This is a genomic window from Pseudomonas sp. Q12-87, assembly GCF_001269755.1.
GTDB lineage: Bacteria > Pseudomonadota > Gammaproteobacteria > Pseudomonadales > Pseudomonadaceae > Aquipseudomonas > Aquipseudomonas fluorescens_S.
Map to the genome: position 1 here is coordinate 142,564 of NZ_LHVI01000033.1, position 17,733 is coordinate 160,296.

Here is a 17,733-nt window from a genome sequence, read left to right on the forward strand (position 1 = left end):
CGATTAACCCTCGACACGCAGCATGTAGTAAGCCTTGTTGATCATCCCGCGATTCTCGGGAGTATCCAGGACTTCTACAGTGTGACCGATGCGACGCAGACCCAGACCCTTAACGCACAGTTTGTGGTTAGGGATGCGGCCGGTCATGCTTTTGATCAGCGTAACTTTAACGGTAGCCATGATCAGAAGATCTCCTTGACGCTTTTGCCACGCTTGGCGGCAATGGATTCAGGAGACTGCATTGCTTTCAAACCCTTGAAAGTGGCGTGAACCACGTTTACTGGGTTAGTCGAGCCGTAGCACTTGGCCAGAACGTTCTGAACGCCAGCAACTTCGAGGACAGCACGCATAGCGCCGCCAGCGATGATACCGGTACCTTCAGAAGCAGGCTGCATGTACACCTTCGAAGCGCCATGGGCAGACTTCATTGCGTACTGCAGGGTAGTGCCGTTCAGATCAACCTGGATCATGTTGCGGCGAGCAGCTTCCATTGCCTTCTGGATCGCAGCAGGCACTTCACGCGACTTGCCACGGCCGAAGCCAACACGGCCTTTACCATCACCAACCACGGTCAACGCGGTGAAAGTGAAGATACGGCCGCCTTTAACGGTTTTGGCTACGCGGTTAACTTGAACCAGCTTCTCGATGTAGCCTTCGTCGCGCTTTTGGTCGTTATTTGACATAACTTAGAACTCCAGCCCAGCTTCACGAGCAGCATCAGCCAGCGCCTTGACGCGGCCGTGATACTTGAAGCCAGAGCGGTCGAAAGCCACCTGCGAGACGCCAGCGGCTTTAGCACGCGTAGCGACCAGCTGGCCAACCTTAGTGGCCGCGTCGATGTTGCCAGTGGCGCCATCACGCAGTTCTTTATCCAAAGTCGAGGCACTTGCCAGGACTTTGTTGCCGTCGGCCGAAATGACCTGGGCGTAGATGTGCTGCGACGAGCGGAACACGCAGAGACGCACGACTTCGAGTTCGTGCATTTTCAGGCGTGCTTTGCGAGCGCGACGCAGTCGAGTAACTTTTTTGTCGGTCATTTGCTATGCCCTACTTCTTCTTGGCTTCTTTACGACGGACGACTTCGTCCGCGTAGCGCACACCTTTGCCTTTGTACGGCTCTGGTGGACGGAAGTCGCGGATCTCGGCGGCCACTTGACCTACCAGCTGCTTGTCGATGCCCTTGATCAGGATATCGGTCTGGCTAGGAGTCTCAGCGGTGATGCCTTCCGGCAGTTCATAATCCACTGGGTGCGAGAAGCCAAGAGCCAGGTTCAGCACTGTGCCTTTTGCTTGCGCTTTGTAACCAACACCGACCAGCTGGAGCTTGCGCTCGAAGCCTTGGCTTACGCCTTGGACCATATTGTTTACCAACGCACGAGTGGTACCAGCCATTGCGCGAGTTTGTTGATCGCCATTGCGAGCAGCGAAACGCAGCTCACCAGCTTCTTCAACGATCTCAACGGACGAATGGATGTTCAGTTGCAGAGTGCCCTTGGCACCCTTCACCGAAAGCTGTTGGCCTGCGAATTTGACTTCGACACCGGCTGGCAGCTTAACGGGGTTCTTAGCGACGCGTGACATGCTTATCCCCCCTTAGAACACAGTGCAAAGAACTTCGCCGCCGACACCGGCAGCGCGCGCAGCACGATCCGTCATCACACCTTTGTTGGTGGAGACGATAGACACACCGAGACCGCCACGAACTTTTGGCAGATCATCGACGGACTTGTACTGACGCAGGCCTGGACGGCTAACGCGCTTCACTTCCTCGATGACCGGACGGCCTTCGAAGTACTTCAGCTCGATGGACAGCAGAGGCTTGATTTCGCTGCTGATCTGATAACCCGCAATGTAACCTTCGTCCTTCAGGACTTTGGCAACAGCTACCTTCAAAGTAGAAGATGGCATGCTTACGACGGACTTTTCAGCCATCTGGGCATTACGGATACGAGTTAGCATGTCCGCTAACGGGTCCTGCATACTCATGGGCTAGACGCTCCTAATACACAAAAAATTAGCCTTGCGGCTAGTACGTGTCGCCGAGCGCATCCATGCAAAAAAAGCACGGGCTCAGGCGAGCCGGGTATTCTAGACACACCCCACAAATGAATCAAGCCCCATGAGGGGCTTGATTCAAGTTCTAGGTCACCGGTGGTCAGGATCTTGCGACCCCGAGCACCAAGACTTAGATCGTGCTTACCAGCTGGCTTTGACCAGACCTGGAACGTCACCACGCATTGCAGCTTGACGCAGCATGTTACGGCCGAGGCCGAACTTGCGGTACACGCCGTGCGGACGACCAGTCAGGCGGCAGCGGTTACGCATGCGCGAGGCGCTTGCGTCACGTGGCTGCTTCTGCAGTGCTACGGTAGCTTCCCAACGCGCTTCTGGACTTGCGTTCAGATCCACGATGATAGCTTTCAGCGCTGCACGCTTGGTGGCGTACTTGGCAACGGTGAGCTGACGCTTCAGCTCACGGTTTTTCATGCTCTTCTTGGCCATTTTCCTACTCCAATCAGTTGCGGAACGGGAATTTGAAAGCGCGCAGCAGTGCGCGACCTTCGTCATCCGTCCGAGCAGTGGTGGTCAGGGTAATGTCCAGACCGCGGAGAGCGTCGATCTTGTCGTAATCGATTTCCGGGAAAATGATCTGCTCTTTCACGCCCATGCTGTAGTTGCCACGACCATCGAAGGACTTGGCATTCAGGCCGCGGAAGTCGCGAACCCGAGGCAGGGAGATCGACAGCAGACGATCCAGGAATTCATACATACGCTCACGGCGCAGAGTCACTTTGACGCCGATCGGCCAACCTTCACGGACTTTGAAGCCAGCGATGGATTTCCGAGCGTAAGTCACAACGACTTTCTGACCGGTGATCTTTTCCAGGTCAGCAACAGCGTGCTCGATGACTTTTTTGTCGCCGATCGCTTCGCCCAGACCCATGTTCAGGGTGATTTTGGTAACGCGCGGAACTTCCATCACGTTCGAAAGCTTAAGTTCTTCCTTAAGTTTCGGTGCGATTTCCTTCCGGTAAATCTCTTTTAGTCGTGCCATGGTCTTCTACCTAGCAGTGTTCAAGCATCAACCGCTTTTTGGGTCGACTTGAAGACACGAATTTTCTTACCGTCTTCTACTTTGAAACCAACGCGGTCAGCCTTGTTGGTTTCGCCGTTGAAGATGGCGACGTTGGAAGCGTGCAGTGGCGCTTCTTTCTCGACGATACCGCCCTGTACGCCCGACATCGGGTTAGGCTTGGTATGACGCTTGACCAGGTTCAGACCGCCTACAACCAAACGGTTGTCAGCAAGAACCTTCAGCACCTTACCGCGCTTACCTTTGTCTTTGCCGGCGATCACGATGATCTCGTCGTCACGACGAATCTTTTGCATGTCGGATCTCCTTACAGCACTTCTGGGGCGAGCGAGACGATCTTCATGAACTTCTCAGTACGAAGTTCACGGGTCACTGGCCCAAAGATACGGGTGCCGATCGGCTCTTGCTTGTTGTTCAACAGAACAGCAGCGTTGCCATCAAAGCGGATGATGGAGCCGTCAGCACGACGGACGCCATGGCGAGTGCGGACTACGACAGCAGTCATCACTTGGCCTTTTTTCACCTTACCGCGAGGAATTGCTTCCTTGACGGTAACTTTGATGATGTCACCGATACCAGCGTAACGACGATGGGAGCCACCCAGCACCTTGATGCACATAACGCGGCGAGCGCCGCTGTTATCGGCCACATCGAGCATGGATTGAGTCTGAATCATATAATTTCTCCGACCCCTAGTCCTTAGACTTCCACAGCGCGTTCGAGAACATCAACCAGCGCCCAAGACTTGGTCTTGGCCAAAGGACGAGTTTCACGAATAGTGACTTTGTCGCCGATGTGGCACTGATTGGTTTCGTCGTGCGCGTGCAGCTTAGTCGAACGCTTAACGTATTTACCGTAGATCGGGTGCTTAACGCGACGCTCGATCAGAACGGTGATGGTTTTGTCCATCTTGTCGCTGACAACACGGCCAGTCAGCGTACGGACAGTTTTTTCGGCTTCAGCCATGATTACTTACCTGCCTGCTGGTTGAGCACAGTTTTCACGCGAGCGATGTCACGCTTAACTTGCGAGAGCAGATGAGACTGCCCCAACTGGCCAGTTGCTTTCTGCATACGCAGATTGAACTGGTCGCGCAGCAGGCCGAGCAGTTGCTCGTTCAGCTGCTGTGCTGATTTTTCACGAAGTTCATTCGCTTTCATCACATCACCGTCCGTTTAACAAAGGAGGTGGCGAGCGGCAGCTTTGCAGCAGCCAGGGCGAAAGCCTCACGCGCCAGCTCTTCAGAAACACCCTCGATTTCATACAGGACTTTACCTGGCTGAATCTGGGCAACCCAGTACTCCACGTTACCCTTACCTTTACCCATCCGAACTTCGAGTGGCTTCTTGGTGACAGGCTTGTCCGGGAATACACGGATCCAGATCTTGCCGCCACGTTTTACGTGACGGGTCAGCGCACGACGCGCTGATTCGATCTGACGAGCGGTGAGACGACCACGAGCAACAGACTTCAGCGCGAACTCGCCGAAGCTGACTTTGCTACCGCGCAATGCCAGGCCACGGTTGTGACCGGTCATCTGCTTGCGGAACTTCGTACGCTTTGGTTGCAACATTTGGCGTACCCCTTACTTAGCAGCTTTTTTACGAGGCGCTGGTGCTTGTGGTTTCAGTTCTTCTTGGCGACCACCAATTACTTCGCCTTTGAAGATCCAAACCTTTACACCGATCACACCGTAAGTGGTGTGAGCTTCGTAGTTGGCATAGTCGATGTCGGCACGCAGGGTGTGCAGTGGCACACGACCTTCGCGATACCATTCAGTACGTGCGATTTCAGCACCGCCGAGACGACCGCTCACTTGGATTTTGATGCCTTTGGCACCAATGCGCATTGCGTTCTGTACAGCGCGCTTCATAGCGCGACGGAACATTACGCGACGCTCCAGCTGCTGAGCTACGCTCTGCGCAACCAGCATACCGTCGAGCTCCGGCTTGCGGATCTCTTCGATATTGATGTGCACAGGCACACCCATTTGCTTGGTCAGGTCCTGACGCAGTTTCTCAACATCTTCACCTTTCTTCCCGATAACGATACCTGGACGAGCGGTGTGGATGGTGATACGTGCAGTCTGAGCCGGACGATGGATATCGATACGGCTTACGGACGCGCTTTTTAGTTTGTCTTGGAGATACTCACGCACCTTCAGATCAGCGAACAAGTAGTCCGCATAAGTCCGACCGTCTGCGTACCAGACGGAGGTGTGCTCCTTGACGATTCCCAGGCGAATGCCAATGGGATGTACTTTCTGACCCATCTCTTCGACTCCGTTACTTGTCAGCAACCTTGACAGTGATATGGCAAGACCGCTTGACGATGCGATCAGCACGGCCTTTGGCACGTGGCATGATGCGCTTCAGCGAACGCCCTTCGTTGACGAAAACGGTGCTGACCTTCAGGTCATCAACGTCTGCGCCTTCGTTATGCTCGGCGTTGGCTACGGCCGACTCCAGCACTTTCTTCATGATCTCGGCGGCTTTCTTACTGCTGAAAGCCAACAGGTTGAGCGCTTCGCCCACCTTCTTCCCGCGGATCTGGTCGGCGACCAAGCGGGCTTTCTGGGCGGAGATTCGAGCGCCCGACAACTTAGCGGCTACTTCCATTTCCTTACCCCTTAACGCTTGGCTTTCTTGTCAGCCACGTGCCCACGGTATGTGCGGGTACCGGCGAACTCGCCCAGTTTGTGGCCGACCATGTCTTCGTTCACGAGAACTGGGACGTGCTGGCGACCGTTGTGTACTGCGATGGTCAAACCGACCATTTGTGGCAGGATCATCGAACGACGCGACCAGGTCTTAACTGGTTTGCGATCGTTCTTTTCCGCCGCCACTTCGATCTTCTTCAGTAGGTGAAGATCAATAAAAGGACCTTTTTTCAGAGAACGTGGCACTGTCGTATCCCTCTATTTACTTGCGACGACGGACGATCATTTTGTCGGTACGCTTATTACCACGAGTCTTCGCGCCCTTAGTCGGGAAGCCCCAAGGCGATACCGGATGACGACCACCAGAGGTACGACCTTCACCACCACCATGTGGGTGGTCAACCGGGTTCATGGCAACACCACGAACGGTTGGGCGAACGCCACGCCAGCGCTTGGCACCAGCTTTACCCAACGAACGCAGGCTGTGCTCGGAGTTCGAGACTTCACCCAGGGTCGCACGGCATTCAGCCAGGACTTTACGCATCTCACCAGAACGCAGACGCAGGGTCACGTAGACACCTTCACGAGCGATCAGCTGAGCCGAAGCACCAGCGGAACGAGCGATTTGCGCGCCTTTACCTGGCTTCAATTCGATGCCGTGTACGGTGCTACCAACTGGAATGTTGCGCAGTTGCAGAGCGTTGCCCGGCTTGATCGGTGCCAAAGCACCTGCGATCAGCTGGTCGCCAGCGCTCACGCCTTTAGGGGCGATGATGTAGCGACGCTCGCCATCTGCGTACAGCAGCAGAGCGATGTGAGCAGTACGGTTTGGATCGTATTCGATACGCTCGACGGTGGCAGCGATGCCATCCTTGTCGTTGCGACGGAAGTCGACCAGACGATAATGCTGCTTATGACCACCACCGATGTGACGAGTGGTAATACGGCCATTGTTGTTACGACCACCAGACTTCGATTTTTTCTCGAGCAGCGGTGCGTGAGGAGCGCCTTTATGCAGCTCCTGGTTGACCACCTTGACCACAAAACGGCGGCCAGGGGAAGTCGGTTTGCATTTAACGATTGCCATGATGCACCCCTTCCTTACTCAGCACTGCTGCTGAAATCGAGATCTTGGCCTGGCTGAAGGGAGATAACTGCCTTCTTCCAGTCATTACGCTTGCCCAGACCGCGAGCAGTGCGCTTGCTTTTACCCAGAACGTTCAGGGTAGTCACGCGCTCCACTTTCACGCTGAACAGGCTTTCGACGGCCTTCTTGATTTCCAGCTTGGTTGCGTCAGTCGCAACCTTGAAAACGAACTGGCCTTTCTTGTCTGCCAGAACCGTAGCCTTCTCGGAAACGTGCGGGCCAAGCAGAACTTTAAATACGCGTTCCTGGTTCATCCCAGCAGCTCCTCGAATTTCTTCACGGCCGACACGGTGATCAACACCTTGTCGTATGCGATCAGACTGACCGGATCGGAACCTTGCACGTCACGTACATCAACGTGTGGCAGGTTACGAGCAGCCAGGTACAGGTTCTGATCAACAGCGTCAGACACGATCAGGACGTCAGTCAGGCCCATGCCGTTCAGCTTGTTCAGCAGATCTTTGGTTTTCGGTGCTTCAACAGCGAAGTCCTGAACCACGACCAGACGATCAGTACGCACCAGCTCAGCAAGGATGGAACGCATTGCTGCGCGATACATCTTCTTGTTCAGCTTCTGGGAGTGATCCTGAGGACGAGCTGCGAAAGTGGTACCGCCGCCACGCCAGATTGGGCTACGGATAGTACCGGCACGAGCACGGCCAGTACCTTTCTGACGCCATGGGCGCTTGCCGCCACCGGAAACGTCGGAACGGGTCTTTTGCTGCTTGCTACCTTGACGGCCGCCGGCCATGTAGGCCACGACTGCTTGGTGAACCAGCGTCTCGTTGAATTCGCCGCCAAATGTCAGTTCGGAAACTTCGATCGCTTGAGCGTCATTTACATTTAATTGCATGTCAGCTTCCCCTTAACCGCGAGCCTTGGCTGCTGGACGTACAACCAAGTTGCCGCCAGTAGCGCCAGGAACAGCGCCCTTGACCAACAACAGATTGCGTTCAGCGTCCACGCGCACTACTTCGAGGGACTGCACGGTCACGCGCTCGGCGCCCATATGACCGGACATTTTTTTGCCCTTGAATACACGACCAGGAGTCTGGCACTGGCCGATAGAGCCTGGAACGCGGTGGGATACGGAGTTACCGTGGGTGTTATCTTGCCCGCGGAAGTTCCAACGCTTGATCGTACCCTGGAAGCCTTTACCTTTGGACTGACCGGTTACATCAACCAGTTGACCAGCAGCGAAGATTTCAGCGTTGATCAGATCGCCGGCCTGGTACTCGCCTTCTTCAAGACGGAATTCCATTACGGTACGACCAGCGGCAACGTTCGCCTTGGCGAAGTGGCCAGCCTGAGCAGCTGTTACACGCGAAGCACGACGCTCGCCGACAGTGACTTGCACTGCACGATAGCCATCGGTCTCTTCAGTTTTGAACTGGGTGACGCGATTCGGCTCGATCTCAATGACCGTGACCGGAATGGAGACACCTTCTTCGGTGAAAATACGGGTCATACCGCATTTACGACCGACTACACCAATAGTCATGTTGTAAACCTCATGAGTGTACGGGGCTTTCACCCGCTATGGCCGCCCATTTCAGAGCGTTACACGACTAAGACCGAGTCTTAGCCGAGGCTGATCTGCACTTCCACACCGGCCGCAAGATCAAGCTTCATAAGTGCATCAACGGTTTTATCCGTTGGCTGGACGATGTCCAGAACGCGCTTATGAGTACGGATCTCGTACTGGTCACGCGCGTCTTTGTTGACGTGCGGGGAGACCAGAACGGTGAACCGCTCTTTACGGGTAGGCAGTGGAATTGGACCACGCACTTGAGCACCAGTACGTTTCGCGGTTTCCACGATTTCCTGGGTGGATTGGTCGATCAGGCGATGGTCAAAAGCCTTCAACCTGATACGGATTTGCTGATTTTGCATTGGATTTCAGACTCCGGCTGCTATTCCCACCGGGCGCAATACGCCCGTTAAAAGGAGGCGCAATTCTATAGACGCCCCTGATAGGTGTCAACCCAATAAAAAAGCCCCCGCTAGGCGGGGGCTCTTTCAATTCATCAAAGCTTACTCAAAAAGAGCTTACTCGATGATTTTGGCTACGACGCCAGCGCCGACGGTACGACCGCCTTCACGGATAGCGAAACGCAGACCGTCTTCCATTGCGATGGTCTTGATCAGGGTGACAACCATTTTGATGTTGTCGCCTGGCATTACCATTTCAACGCCTTCCGGCAGCTCGCAGTTACCGGTCACGTCAGTGGTCCGGAAGTAGAACTGTGGACGGTAGCCTTTGAAGAACGGAGTGTGACGACCGCCTTCTTCTTTGCTCAGGACGTACACTTCAGCTTCGAACTTGGTGTGCGGCTTAACCGAACCTGGCTTGACCAGAACCTGGCCACGCTCAACGTCGTCACGCTTGGTACCACGCAGCAGGACGCCGCAGTTCTCGCCAGCACGACCTTCGTCGAGCAGCTTACGGAACATTTCAACACCGGTGCAGGTGGTGACGGTAGTGTCACGCAGACCAACGATTTCCAGTGGATCCTGAACCTTGACGATACCGCGCTCGATACGACCGGTTACAACAGTACCGCGACCCGAGATCGAGAATACGTCTTCGATTGGCATCAGGAATGGCTTGTCGATAACACGAACTGGCTCTGGGATGTAGCTGTCCAGAGTTTCTACCAGACGCTTGACAGCGGTGGTACCCATTTCGTTGTCGTCTTGGCCGTTCAGGGCCATCAGAGCCGAACCGATGATGATCGGAGTGTCGTCACCTGGGAAGTCGTAAGTGCTCAGCAGATCGCGCACTTCCATCTCAACCAGTTCCAGCAGCTCAGCGTCGTCAACCATGTCAGCCTTGTTCAGGAAGACAACGATGTACGGAACGCCTACCTGACGGGACAGCAGGATGTGTTCACGGGTCTGAGGCATCGGACCATCGGCAGCCGAGCAAACCAGGATAGCGCCGTCCATCTGGGCAGCACCAGTGATCATGTTCTTCACATAGTCAGCGTGACCTGGGCAGTCAACGTGAGCGTAGTGACGAATCGAAGAGTTGTACTCAACGTGCGCGGTGTTGATGGTGATACCACGAGCCTTTTCTTCCGGAGCGCTGTCGATTTTGTCGAAAGCAACAACGGCCGAACCGAAAACTTCGGAGCAGACGCGAGTCAGAGCAGCGGTCAGAGTGGTTTTACCGTGGTCAACGTGACCAATGGTGCCAACGTTGACGTGCGGTAGGGAACGATCAAATTTTTCTTTAGCCACGACAATTAACTCCTTGCCTAAAGGACTGAATCAGCCTTGTTTTTTGGTAACAGTTTCGACGATATGCGACGGAGCTGTATTGTATTTTTTGAATTCCATAGAGTAGCTCGCGCGACCCTGAGACATGGAACGAACGTCGGTTGCGTAACCGAACATTTCACCCAACGGAACCTCGGCACGAATGACCTTGCCGGAAACCGTATCTTCCATACCCAGAATCATGCCACGACGACGGTTAAGGTCGCCCATGACATCACCCATGTAGTCTTCAGGCGTAACGACTTCTACTGCCATGATCGGCTCCAGCAACTCACCACCGCCCTTCTGGGCCAGTTGCTTGGTCGCCATGGAAGCAGCCACCTTGAACGCCATCTCGTTGGAGTCGACGTCGTGGTAAGAACCATCGAACACAGTAGCCTTCAGGCCGATCAGCGGATAACCGGCAACAACGCCGTTCTTCATCTGCTCTTCGATACCCTTCTGGATCGCCGGGATGTATTCCTTCGGAACCACACCACCCACGACCTCGTTCACGAATTGCAGACCTTCCTGACCTTCGTCAGCCGGTGCAAAACGGATCCAGCAGTGACCGAACTGGCCACGACCGCCGGATTGACGAACGAACTTACCTTCGATTTCACAGCTCTTCGTGATGCGCTCACGATAGGAAACCTGAGGCTTACCGATGTTGGCTTCGACGTTGAACTCACGGCGCATCCGGTCAACCAGGATGTCCAGGTGCAATTCGCCCATGCCGGAGATGATCGTCTGACCAGTCTCTTCATCAGTCTTGACGCGGAAAGATGGATCTTCCTGAGCAAGCTTGCCCAGAGCGATACCCATTTTTTCCTGGTCATCCTTGGTCTTTGGCTCAACGGCAACCGAAATAACCGGCTCCGGGAAGTCCATGCGAACCAGGATGATCGGCTTGTCGCCGTTGCACAAAGTCTCACCCGTGGTGACGTCCTTCATGCCGATCAAGGCCGCGATGTCACCAGCGCGTACTTCCTTGATCTCTTCGCGGGCGTTTGCGTGCATTTGCACCATACGACCCACGCGCTCTTTCTTGCCTTTTACCGAGTTGATAACACCGTCGCCGGAGTTCAACACGCCCGAATAAACACGGACAAAGGTCAAGGTACCCACGAATGGGTCGGTAGCGATCTTGAACGCCAGAGCCGAGAACGGCTCGTTGTCGTCTGCATGACGCTCCAGCTCGACGCTCTCGTCATCCGGGTCGGTACCCTTGATGGCCGGAATGTCGGTTGGCGCAGGCAGGAAGTCGATAACGGCGTCGAGAACCAGGGGAACACCCTTGTTCTTGAAGGAAGAACCGCAAACAGCCAGAACGATTTCGCCAGCGATAGTACGCTGACGCAGAGCGGCCTTGATTTCCTCGTTGGTGAGTTCTTCACCCTCGAGATACTTGTTCATCAGCTCTTCGTTGGCTTCAGCTGCTGCTTCAACCATGTTACCGCGCCATTTTTCGGCTTCTTCCAGCAACTCAGCAGGAATGTCCTTGCGAACAGGGACCATGCCCTTGTCGGCATCGTTCCAGTAGACAGCTTGCATGTTGATCAGATCGATCTGACCCTGGAAGTTGTCTTCGGAACCGATGGCCAACTGGATTGGCACCGGAGTGTGACCCAGACGCTGCTTGATCTGACCGATCACGCGCAGGAAGTTGGCACCAGCACGGTCCATCTTGTTTACGTAAACAAGACGTGGAACACCGTATTTGTTGGCCTGACGCCATACGGTTTCCGACTGAGGCTCAACACCCGAGGTGCCGCAGAACACAACGACCGCGCCGTCGAGTACGCGCAGGGAACGCTCTACTTCAATGGTGAAGTCCACGTGACCTGGGGTATCGATGACGTTGAAGCGGTGCTCATCCTTGTACTGCTTCTCAGAACCCTTCCAGAAGGCGGTAATGGCAGCGGAAGTAATGGTGATACCACGCTCCTGCTCCTGCACCATCCAGTCGGTGGTCGCGGCGCCATCATGCACCTCGCCCATCTTGTGACTTTTGCCGGTGTAAAAAAGGACGCGCTCAGTGGTGGTGGTTTTACCAGCATCCACGTGAGCAACGATACCGATGTTACGGTAGCGGTTAATCGGTGTAGTACGAGCCATAAAGCCCTCGCAAATTGAGTGACGCTAAAATTAGAAGCGGTAGTGCGAGAAAGCCTTGTTGGCTTCAGCCATACGGTGCACGTCTTCACGCTTCTTAACTGCAGCACCTTTACCTTCAGCAGCGTCCAACAGTTCGCCAGCCAAACGCAGAGCCATGGACTTCTCGCCGCGCTTGCGGGCGAAGTCTACCAACCAGCGCATTGCCAGGGCGTTACGACGGGACGGACGAACTTCGACCGGAACCTGGTAAGTAGCACCGCCTACACGGCGCGACTTCACTTCGACCAGCGGAGCGATGGCGTCGAGAGCTTTCTCGAAGATTTCCAGGGGATCGCTGTTCTTGCGTTCCTTAACTTTGTCCAGTGCGCCATAAACGATACGCTCGGCAACGGCTTTCTTGCCGCTTTCCATTACGTGGTTCATGAACTTGGCGAGAATCTGGCTTCCGTATTTCGGATCGTCCAGAATCTCACGTTTGGCTGCTACGCGACGTCTTGGCATTGATAAGCCCTCAAACGGTCTTCAGGTTAGCCCGGGACAGCAAATGCGTGCCCGACCTTACTCTTATCGACTCAATAAAATTAAAATCTGCTAAACGGCCGATTATTTCGGACGCTTGGTACCGTACTTCGAACGACCTTGGTTACGACCTTTAACGCCGGAAGTATCCAAAGAGCCGCGAACGGTGTGATAACGAACACCTGGCAAGTCTTTTACACGACCGCCGCGGATCAGTACCACGCTGTGCTCTTGCAGGTTGTGGCCTTCACCGCCGATGTACGAGGAAACCTCGAAACCGTTGGTCAGACGCACACGGCATACTTTACGCAGTGCCGAGTTAGGTTTTTTCGGCGTGGTGGTATACACACGGGTGCATACGCCACGACGTTGCGGGCAGTTCTGCAGCGCAGGCACGTCGGATTTCTCGACGATACGCTTACGCGGCTGACGTACCAGCTGGTTGATAGTTGCCATCTACTAGCTCCACTGTTGTCTTGCGACGCTATTGTCTTACAAGAAAAGCAAAATGGCAGGAACGAATTCCCGCCAAATTTAGGGGATCAAGAGTCTAAAGAGGATCTTGTCCCCAGTCAAGGCAAGGCCCCGACCTCCCCGCCCGCCGTATCTCGACAATTTGTCTCGATCCGCCGGACGGAGTGACCAGGGCCAGGCACTTATCTACCGCAGAACTCAGTTACCGCTCGAGTTCAGTGCTTCGGTCAGTGCAGCTTCCACTTCACTGGCGCTTACGCGCAACGGCTTGTCTGCATCACGACGGCGCTTACGCTCGCTGTGATAGGCCAAACCGGTACCGGCCGGGATCAGACGACCCACGACCACGTTTTCTTTCAGGCCGCGCAGGTAATCGCGCTTGCCGGTTACCGCCGCCTCGGTCAGTACACGGGTGGTTTCCTGGAAGGAAGCCGCCGAGATGAACGATTCGGTGGACAAGGACGCCTTGGTGATACCCAGCAGCACGCGAGTGAACTTGGAGACGAACTTGTCTTCGGTCGCCAGGCGCTCGTTTTCCACCAGCACGTGAGTCAGTTCCATCTGGTCGCCCTTGATGAAACTCGAGTCGCCGGATTCAGCGATCTCGACCTTACGCAGCATCTGACGCAGGATGGTCTCGATGTGCTTGTCGTTGATCTTCACGCCTTGCAGGCGGTAAACGTCCTGGATTTCGTTCACGATGTACTTGGCCAGCGCACTCACACCCAGCAGACGCAGGATGTCGTGTGGATCGCTTGGACCGTCGGAGATAACTTCGCCGCGATTTACCTGTTCGCCTTCGAAGACGTTCAGGTGACGCCACTTCGGAATCAGCTCTTCGTACGGATCGCTACCGTCGTTCGGGGTGATGACCAGACGGCGCTTGCCCTTGGTCTCTTTACCGAACGCGATGGTGCCGCTGACTTCAGCCAGAATCGAGGCTTCTTTCGGACGACGGGCTTCGAACAAGTCGGCAACACGCGGCAGACCACCGGTGATGTCGCGGGTTTTCGAAGTTTCCTGCGGGATCCGGGCGATAACATCACCGATCGCGATCCGCGCACCGTCCGCAACACCGACCAAGGCGTTGGCTGGCAGGAAGTACTGAGCGATTACGTCAGTGCCTGGCAGCAACAGGTCCTTGCCGTTGTCGTCGACCATCTTAACGGCTGGACGAATGTCCTTGCCGGCAGCTGGACGATCTTTGGCGTCGAGTACTTCAATGTTGGTCATACCGGTCAATTCGTCAGTCTGACGCTTGATCGTGATGCCTTCTTCCATGCCCACGTAGGTCACGGTACCTTTCATTTCGGTCACGATCGGGTGGGTGTGCGGATCCCACTTGGCCACGATGGCACCAGCGTCGACCTTGTCACCTTCCTTGACCGAAATCACAGCACCGTAAGGCAGCTTGTAGCGCTCGCGCTCACGACCGAAGTCATCAGCGATCGCCAGCTCACCGGAACGGGATACAGCCACCAGGTGACCGTCCACGCGTTCTACGTGCTTGAGGTTGTGCAGACGGACAGTACCGCCGTTCTTCACCTGGACGCTGTCGGCTGCCGAGGTCCGGCTTGCCGCACCACCGATGTGGAACGTACGCATCGTCAGCTGGGTACCCGGCTCACCGATGGACTGGGCAGCGATAACGCCGACCGCTTCACCGATGTTCACCTGGTGACCACGAGCCAGGTCGCGACCGTAACACTTGGCGCAGATGCCGTAGCGGGTTTCGCAGCTGATCGGCGAGCGTACGATCACTTCGTCGATGCTGTTGAGTTCGATGAACTCGACCCACTTCTCGTCAACCAAGGTGCCAGCAGGAACGATCACGTCCTCGGTACCTGGCTTGAATACATCACGGGCAATGACACGACCCAATACGCGCTCACCCAGTGGCTCTACAACGTCACCGCCTTCAATGTGCGGAGTCATCAGCAGGCCATGCTCGGTGCCGCAATCGATCTCGGTCACGACCAGATCCTGGGCAACGTCTACCAGACGACGAGTCAGGTAACCGGAGTTCGCGGTTTTCAACGCGGTATCCGCAAGACCCTTACGAGCACCGTGAGTGGAGATGAAGTACTGAAGTACGCTCAAGCCTTCACGGAAGTTCGCAGTAATCGGGGTCTCGATGATGGAGCCGTCCGGCTTGGCCATCAGGCCACGCATACCGGCGAGCTGACGGATCTGCGCAGCAGAACCCCGTGCGCCCGAGTCGGCCATCATGTACATCGAGTTGAAGGATTCCTGGTCGACTTCATTGCCATGACGGTCGATGACTTTCTCTTTCGAGAGGTTGGCCATCATCGCCTTGGAAACTTCGTCGTTCGCCTTGGACCAGAGGTCGATCACCTTGTTGTACTTCTCGCCCTGGGTTACCAGGCCGGAAGCGTATTGGCTTTCGATCTCTTTCACTTCTTCGGTGGCAGCACCGATGATGCGGGCTTTTTCATCCGGGATAACGAAGTCGTTAACGCCGATGGAAACGCCGGAGATGGTCGAATAGGCAAAACCGGTGTACATCAACTGGTCAGCGAAGATAACGGTCTCTTTCAGACCCACCACGCGGTAGCACTGGTTGATCAGCTTGGAGATCGCCTTTTTCTTCATCGGCAGGTTGACGACGTCGTAGGACAGGCCTTTTGGCACAACCTGGAACAACAGCGCACGGCCGACGGTGGTGTCGACGATACGGGTGTTGGTCACGCTGCCACCATCACGATCGTTAACGGTTTCGTTGATCCGCACCTTGACCTTGGCGTGCAGTGCGGCTTCGCCGGCACGGAACACACGGTCAACTTCTTGCAGATCCGCGAACACACGACCTTCGCCCTTGGCGTTGATCGCTTCACGAGTCATGTAGTACAGACCCAATACAACGTCCTGCGACGGAACGATGATTGGCTCACCGTTGGCTGGCGACAGGATGTTGTTGGTCGACATCATCAACGCACGCGCTTCGAGCTGGGCTTCCAGCGTCAGCGGTACGTGCACGGCCATTTGGTCGCCGTCGAAGTCGGCGTTGTACGCAGCACAGACCAACGGGTGCAGCTGGATAGCCTTACCTTCGATCAGTACCGGTTCAAACGCCTGGATACCCAGACGGTGAAGGGTCGGTGCACGGTTGAGCAATACGGGGTGTTCGCGAATCACTTCAGCGAGAACGTCCCAGACCTCTGGCAGCTCGCGCTCGACCATCTTCTTGGCGGCTTTGATGGTGGTAGCGAGACCACGCATTTCCAGCTTGCCGAAAATGAACGGCTTGAACAGCTCCAAGGCCATTTTCTTAGGCAGACCGCACTGATGCAGACGCAGGGTCGGGCCTACGGTAATTACCGAACGACCAGAGTAGTCAACACGCTTACCGAGCAAGTTCTGACGGAAACGACCCTGCTTACCCTTGATCATGTCAGCCAGGGATTTCAGAGGACGCTTGTTGGAACCGGTGATAGCGCGGCCACGACGACCGTTGTCGAGCAGTGCATCGACAGCTTCCTGCAACATACGCTTTTCGTTGCGCACGATGATGTCCGGAGCGGACAAGTCGAGCAGGCGCTTCAAGCGGTTGTTACGGTTGATCACCCGACGATACAGATCGTTGAGGTCGGAGGTCGCAAAACGACCGCCATCAAGCGGAACCAGTGGACGCAGGTCTGGCGGCAGAACCGGCAGAACGGTCAGCACCATCCACTCTGGCAGGTTGCCGGAACCCTGGAAGGCTTCCATCAACTTCAGACGCTTGGACAGCTTCTTGATCTTGGTTTCGGAGTTGGTTTGCGGAATCTCTTCGCGCAGACGGCCAATCTCGTGCTCCAGGTCGATCGCGTGCAGCAGCTCGCGGACAGCTTCGGCACCCATGCGGGCATCGAAATCGTCGCCGAACTCTTCCAGCGCTTCGAAGTACTGCTCGTCGTTCAGCAGCTGACCTTTTTCAAGGGTGGTCATGCCTGGATCGATAACGACATAGCTCTCGAAGTAGAGAACGCGTTCGATATCACGCAGGGTCATATCCATCAGCAGGCCGATACGGGACGGCAGCGATTTCAGGAACCAGATGTGGGCAACTGGCGAGGCCAGTTCGATGTGCGCCATGCGCTCACGACGAACTTTTGCCAGCGCGACTTCAACGCCGCACTTCTCGCAGATCACACCACGGTGCTTCAAGCGCTTGTACTTACCGCACAGGCACTCGTAATCCTTGACCGGGCCAAAGATCTTGGCGCAGAACAGGCCGTCACGCTCAGGTTTGAACGTACGGTAGTTGATGGTTTCCGGCTTTTTAACTTCACCGAACGACCACGAACGGATCATCTCAGGCGAGGCCAATCCGATACGGATGGCGTCGAACTCTTCGACTTGACCCTGGTTTTTCAGCAAATTCAGTAGGTCTTTCAAGGCCTTTCCTCCTGGCGGAGCAGAGAGCGGGCCAAACAGCCCCGCTCTCGATTCGCGTCACGT

General features: G+C 55.4%; 25 protein-coding genes. All 25 read right to left on the reverse strand.

Annotated features, from left to right (window positions below; all coding sequences use genetic code 11):
* Positions 1 to 3: 3 nt before the first annotated feature.
* Positions 4 to 180 (reverse strand): 50S ribosomal protein L30, encoded by a 177-nt coding sequence (gene rpmD / locus AD663_RS24275; protein WP_003186033.1) that lies wholly within the window; start codon positions 178 to 180, stop codon positions 4 to 6.
* A gap of 2 nt (positions 181 to 182) precedes the next feature.
* Entirely contained in the window at positions 183 to 683 is a 501-nt protein-coding gene (gene rpsE, locus AD663_RS24280; protein ID WP_003186035.1) for a 30S ribosomal protein S5, read from the reverse strand.
* Positions 684 to 686: 3 nt separating this feature from the next.
* Positions 687 to 1,037 (reverse strand): 50S ribosomal protein L18, encoded by a 351-nt coding sequence (gene rplR / locus AD663_RS24285; protein ID WP_003186037.1) that lies wholly within the window; start codon positions 1,035 to 1,037, stop codon positions 687 to 689.
* A gap of 10 nt (positions 1,038 to 1,047) precedes the next feature.
* On the reverse strand, positions 1,048 to 1,581 hold the full coding sequence (gene rplF / locus AD663_RS24290; RefSeq protein ID WP_003186039.1) for a 50S ribosomal protein L6: 534 nt from the start codon (positions 1,579 to 1,581) through the stop codon (positions 1,048 to 1,050).
* A 12-nt stretch (positions 1,582 to 1,593) separates the two neighbouring features.
* A complete protein-coding gene (gene rpsH, locus AD663_RS24295) occupies positions 1,594 to 1,986 on the reverse strand; it encodes a 30S ribosomal protein S8 (protein WP_003186040.1) in 393 nt (130 codons plus the stop codon).
* Positions 1,987 to 2,196: 210 nt separating this feature from the next.
* Entirely contained in the window at positions 2,197 to 2,502 is a 306-nt protein-coding gene (rpsN, locus tag AD663_RS24300; RefSeq protein ID WP_003186042.1) for a 30S ribosomal protein S14, read from the reverse strand.
* Between the two features lie 13 nt (positions 2,503 to 2,515).
* Complete coding sequence (rplE, locus tag AD663_RS24305; protein WP_003186044.1) at positions 2,516 to 3,055, reverse strand: 50S ribosomal protein L5; 540 nt, start codon at positions 3,053 to 3,055, stop codon at positions 2,516 to 2,518.
* Positions 3,056 to 3,075: 20 nt separating this feature from the next.
* Positions 3,076 to 3,390, reverse strand: coding sequence for a 50S ribosomal protein L24 (rplX, locus tag AD663_RS24310; protein WP_003186046.1), 315 nt, complete (start codon positions 3,388 to 3,390; stop codon positions 3,076 to 3,078).
* 11 nt (positions 3,391 to 3,401) lie between these two features.
* Positions 3,402 to 3,770 (reverse strand): 50S ribosomal protein L14, encoded by a 369-nt coding sequence (rplN, locus tag AD663_RS24315; RefSeq protein WP_002555479.1) that lies wholly within the window; start codon positions 3,768 to 3,770, stop codon positions 3,402 to 3,404.
* A 23-nt stretch (positions 3,771 to 3,793) separates the two neighbouring features.
* Positions 3,794 to 4,060, reverse strand: a complete 267-nt coding sequence (gene rpsQ, locus AD663_RS24320) for a 30S ribosomal protein S17 (protein ID WP_003176419.1) — start codon at positions 4,058 to 4,060, stop codon at positions 3,794 to 3,796.
* 2 nt (positions 4,061 to 4,062) lie between these two features.
* Positions 4,063 to 4,254 (reverse strand): 50S ribosomal protein L29, encoded by a 192-nt coding sequence (gene rpmC, locus AD663_RS24325; RefSeq protein ID WP_002555481.1) that lies wholly within the window; start codon positions 4,252 to 4,254, stop codon positions 4,063 to 4,065.
* A complete protein-coding gene (gene rplP, locus AD663_RS24330; protein WP_003186052.1) occupies positions 4,254 to 4,667 on the reverse strand; it encodes a 50S ribosomal protein L16 in 414 nt (137 codons plus the stop codon). The genes rpmC and rplP overlap by 1 nt, the downstream gene beginning before the upstream one ends.
* Before the next feature lie 12 nt (positions 4,668 to 4,679).
* Positions 4,680 to 5,366: a 30S ribosomal protein S3 gene (rpsC, locus tag AD663_RS24335; RefSeq protein ID WP_003176422.1), complete on the reverse strand. Its 687-nt coding sequence runs from the start codon at positions 5,364 to 5,366 to the stop codon at positions 4,680 to 4,682.
* A gap of 13 nt (positions 5,367 to 5,379) precedes the next feature.
* Positions 5,380 to 5,712, reverse strand: a complete 333-nt coding sequence (gene rplV, locus AD663_RS24340) for a 50S ribosomal protein L22 (protein ID WP_003103908.1) — start codon at positions 5,710 to 5,712, stop codon at positions 5,380 to 5,382.
* An 11-nt stretch (positions 5,713 to 5,723) separates the two neighbouring features.
* Positions 5,724 to 5,999, reverse strand: coding sequence for a 30S ribosomal protein S19 (rpsS, locus tag AD663_RS24345; RefSeq protein ID WP_002555486.1), 276 nt, complete (start codon positions 5,997 to 5,999; stop codon positions 5,724 to 5,726).
* A gap of 16 nt (positions 6,000 to 6,015) precedes the next feature.
* Positions 6,016 to 6,840: a 50S ribosomal protein L2 gene (rplB, locus tag AD663_RS24350; protein WP_003186055.1), complete on the reverse strand. Its 825-nt coding sequence runs from the start codon at positions 6,838 to 6,840 to the stop codon at positions 6,016 to 6,018.
* 14 nt (positions 6,841 to 6,854) lie between these two features.
* Positions 6,855 to 7,154, reverse strand: a complete 300-nt coding sequence (rplW, locus tag AD663_RS24355) for a 50S ribosomal protein L23 (RefSeq protein ID WP_002555488.1) — start codon at positions 7,152 to 7,154, stop codon at positions 6,855 to 6,857.
* Complete coding sequence (gene rplD, locus AD663_RS24360; RefSeq protein WP_003186057.1) at positions 7,151 to 7,753, reverse strand: 50S ribosomal protein L4; 603 nt, start codon at positions 7,751 to 7,753, stop codon at positions 7,151 to 7,153. Before rplD ends, rplW begins: the two co-directional genes overlap by 4 nt.
* A gap of 12 nt (positions 7,754 to 7,765) precedes the next feature.
* Positions 7,766 to 8,401, reverse strand: coding sequence for a 50S ribosomal protein L3 (rplC, locus tag AD663_RS24365; RefSeq protein ID WP_003186059.1), 636 nt, complete (start codon positions 8,399 to 8,401; stop codon positions 7,766 to 7,768).
* Between the two features lie 80 nt (positions 8,402 to 8,481).
* Positions 8,482 to 8,793, reverse strand: coding sequence for a 30S ribosomal protein S10 (gene rpsJ / locus AD663_RS24370; RefSeq protein WP_003186070.1), 312 nt, complete (start codon positions 8,791 to 8,793; stop codon positions 8,482 to 8,484).
* A gap of 156 nt (positions 8,794 to 8,949) precedes the next feature.
* On the reverse strand, positions 8,950 to 10,143 hold the full coding sequence (tuf, locus tag AD663_RS24375; protein ID WP_003186071.1) for an elongation factor Tu: 1,194 nt from the start codon (positions 10,141 to 10,143) through the stop codon (positions 8,950 to 8,952).
* A gap of 30 nt (positions 10,144 to 10,173) precedes the next feature.
* The gene (gene fusA / locus AD663_RS24380) at positions 10,174 to 12,279 is read right to left on the reverse strand and encodes an elongation factor G (protein ID WP_003186073.1); all 2,106 of its coding nucleotides are present in this window, start codon (positions 12,277 to 12,279) and stop codon (positions 10,174 to 10,176) included.
* A gap of 30 nt (positions 12,280 to 12,309) precedes the next feature.
* Complete coding sequence (gene rpsG, locus AD663_RS24385) at positions 12,310 to 12,780, reverse strand: 30S ribosomal protein S7 (protein ID WP_003186074.1); 471 nt, start codon at positions 12,778 to 12,780, stop codon at positions 12,310 to 12,312.
* A gap of 102 nt (positions 12,781 to 12,882) precedes the next feature.
* Positions 12,883 to 13,254 carry a 30S ribosomal protein S12 gene (gene rpsL, locus AD663_RS24390; RefSeq protein ID WP_003186084.1) on the reverse strand — a complete coding sequence of 124 codons (372 nt, stop codon included), beginning with the start codon at positions 13,252 to 13,254 and terminating at the stop codon, positions 12,883 to 12,885.
* A gap of 216 nt (positions 13,255 to 13,470) precedes the next feature.
* The gene (rpoC, locus tag AD663_RS24395; protein WP_003186086.1) at positions 13,471 to 17,670 is read right to left on the reverse strand and encodes a DNA-directed RNA polymerase subunit beta'; all 4,200 of its coding nucleotides are present in this window, start codon (positions 17,668 to 17,670) and stop codon (positions 13,471 to 13,473) included.
* Between the last annotated feature and the right edge of the window lie 63 nt (positions 17,671 to 17,733).

What these genes read in the sequence shown, in the direction of transcription:
- rplR (WP_003186037.1), bottom strand. Translation starts at nt 1,037, where the DNA reads ATGACCGACAAAAAAGTTACTCGACTGCGTCGCGCTCGCAAAGCACGC.
- fusA (WP_003186073.1), bottom strand. Translation starts at nt 12,279, where the DNA reads ATGGCTCGTACTACACCGATTAACCGCTACCGTAACATCGGTATCGTT.
- rplE (WP_003186044.1), bottom strand. Translation starts at nt 3,055, where the DNA reads ATGGCACGACTAAAAGAGATTTACCGGAAGGAAATCGCACCGAAACTT.
- rpsC (WP_003176422.1), bottom strand. Translation starts at nt 5,366, where the DNA reads ATGGGTCAGAAAGTACATCCCATTGGCATTCGCCTGGGAATCGTCAAG.
- rpsQ (WP_003176419.1), bottom strand. Translation starts at nt 4,060, where the DNA reads ATGGCTGAAGCCGAAAAAACTGTCCGTACGCTGACTGGCCGTGTTGTC.
- rplV (WP_003103908.1), bottom strand. Translation starts at nt 5,712, where the DNA reads ATGGAAGTAGCCGCTAAGTTGTCGGGCGCTCGAATCTCCGCCCAGAAA.
- rpsE (WP_003186035.1), bottom strand. Translation starts at nt 683, where the DNA reads ATGTCAAATAACGACCAAAAGCGCGACGAAGGCTACATCGAGAAGCTG.
- rplD (WP_003186057.1), bottom strand. Translation starts at nt 7,753, where the DNA reads ATGCAATTAAATGTAAATGACGCTCAAGCGATCGAAGTTTCCGAACTG.
- rplP (WP_003186052.1), bottom strand. Translation starts at nt 4,667, where the DNA reads ATGTTGCAACCAAAGCGTACGAAGTTCCGCAAGCAGATGACCGGTCAC.
- rplW (WP_002555488.1), bottom strand. Translation starts at nt 7,154, where the DNA reads ATGAACCAGGAACGCGTATTTAAAGTTCTGCTTGGCCCGCACGTTTCC.
- rplN (WP_002555479.1), bottom strand. Translation starts at nt 3,770, where the DNA reads ATGATTCAGACTCAATCCATGCTCGATGTGGCCGATAACAGCGGCGCT.
- rpsN (WP_003186042.1), bottom strand. Translation starts at nt 2,502, where the DNA reads ATGGCCAAGAAGAGCATGAAAAACCGTGAGCTGAAGCGTCAGCTCACC.
- rpsH (WP_003186040.1), bottom strand. Translation starts at nt 1,986, where the DNA reads ATGAGTATGCAGGACCCGTTAGCGGACATGCTAACTCGTATCCGTAAT.
- rplC (WP_003186059.1), bottom strand. Translation starts at nt 8,401, where the DNA reads ATGACTATTGGTGTAGTCGGTCGTAAATGCGGTATGACCCGTATTTTC.
- rpmD (WP_003186033.1), bottom strand. Translation starts at nt 180, where the DNA reads ATGGCTACCGTTAAAGTTACGCTGATCAAAAGCATGACCGGCCGCATC.
- rpsL (WP_003186084.1), bottom strand. Translation starts at nt 13,254, where the DNA reads ATGGCAACTATCAACCAGCTGGTACGTCAGCCGCGTAAGCGTATCGTC.
- rpmC (WP_002555481.1), bottom strand. Translation starts at nt 4,254, where the DNA reads ATGAAAGCGAATGAACTTCGTGAAAAATCAGCACAGCAGCTGAACGAG.
- rplF (WP_003186039.1), bottom strand. Translation starts at nt 1,581, where the DNA reads ATGTCACGCGTCGCTAAGAACCCCGTTAAGCTGCCAGCCGGTGTCGAA.
- rplB (WP_003186055.1), bottom strand. Translation starts at nt 6,840, where the DNA reads ATGGCAATCGTTAAATGCAAACCGACTTCCCCTGGCCGCCGTTTTGTG.
- rpsG (WP_003186074.1), bottom strand. Translation starts at nt 12,780, where the DNA reads ATGCCAAGACGTCGCGTAGCAGCCAAACGTGAGATTCTGGACGATCCG.
- rpsJ (WP_003186070.1), bottom strand. Translation starts at nt 8,793, where the DNA reads ATGCAAAATCAGCAAATCCGTATCAGGTTGAAGGCTTTTGACCATCGC.
- rplX (WP_003186046.1), bottom strand. Translation starts at nt 3,390, where the DNA reads ATGCAAAAGATTCGTCGTGACGACGAGATCATCGTGATCGCCGGCAAA.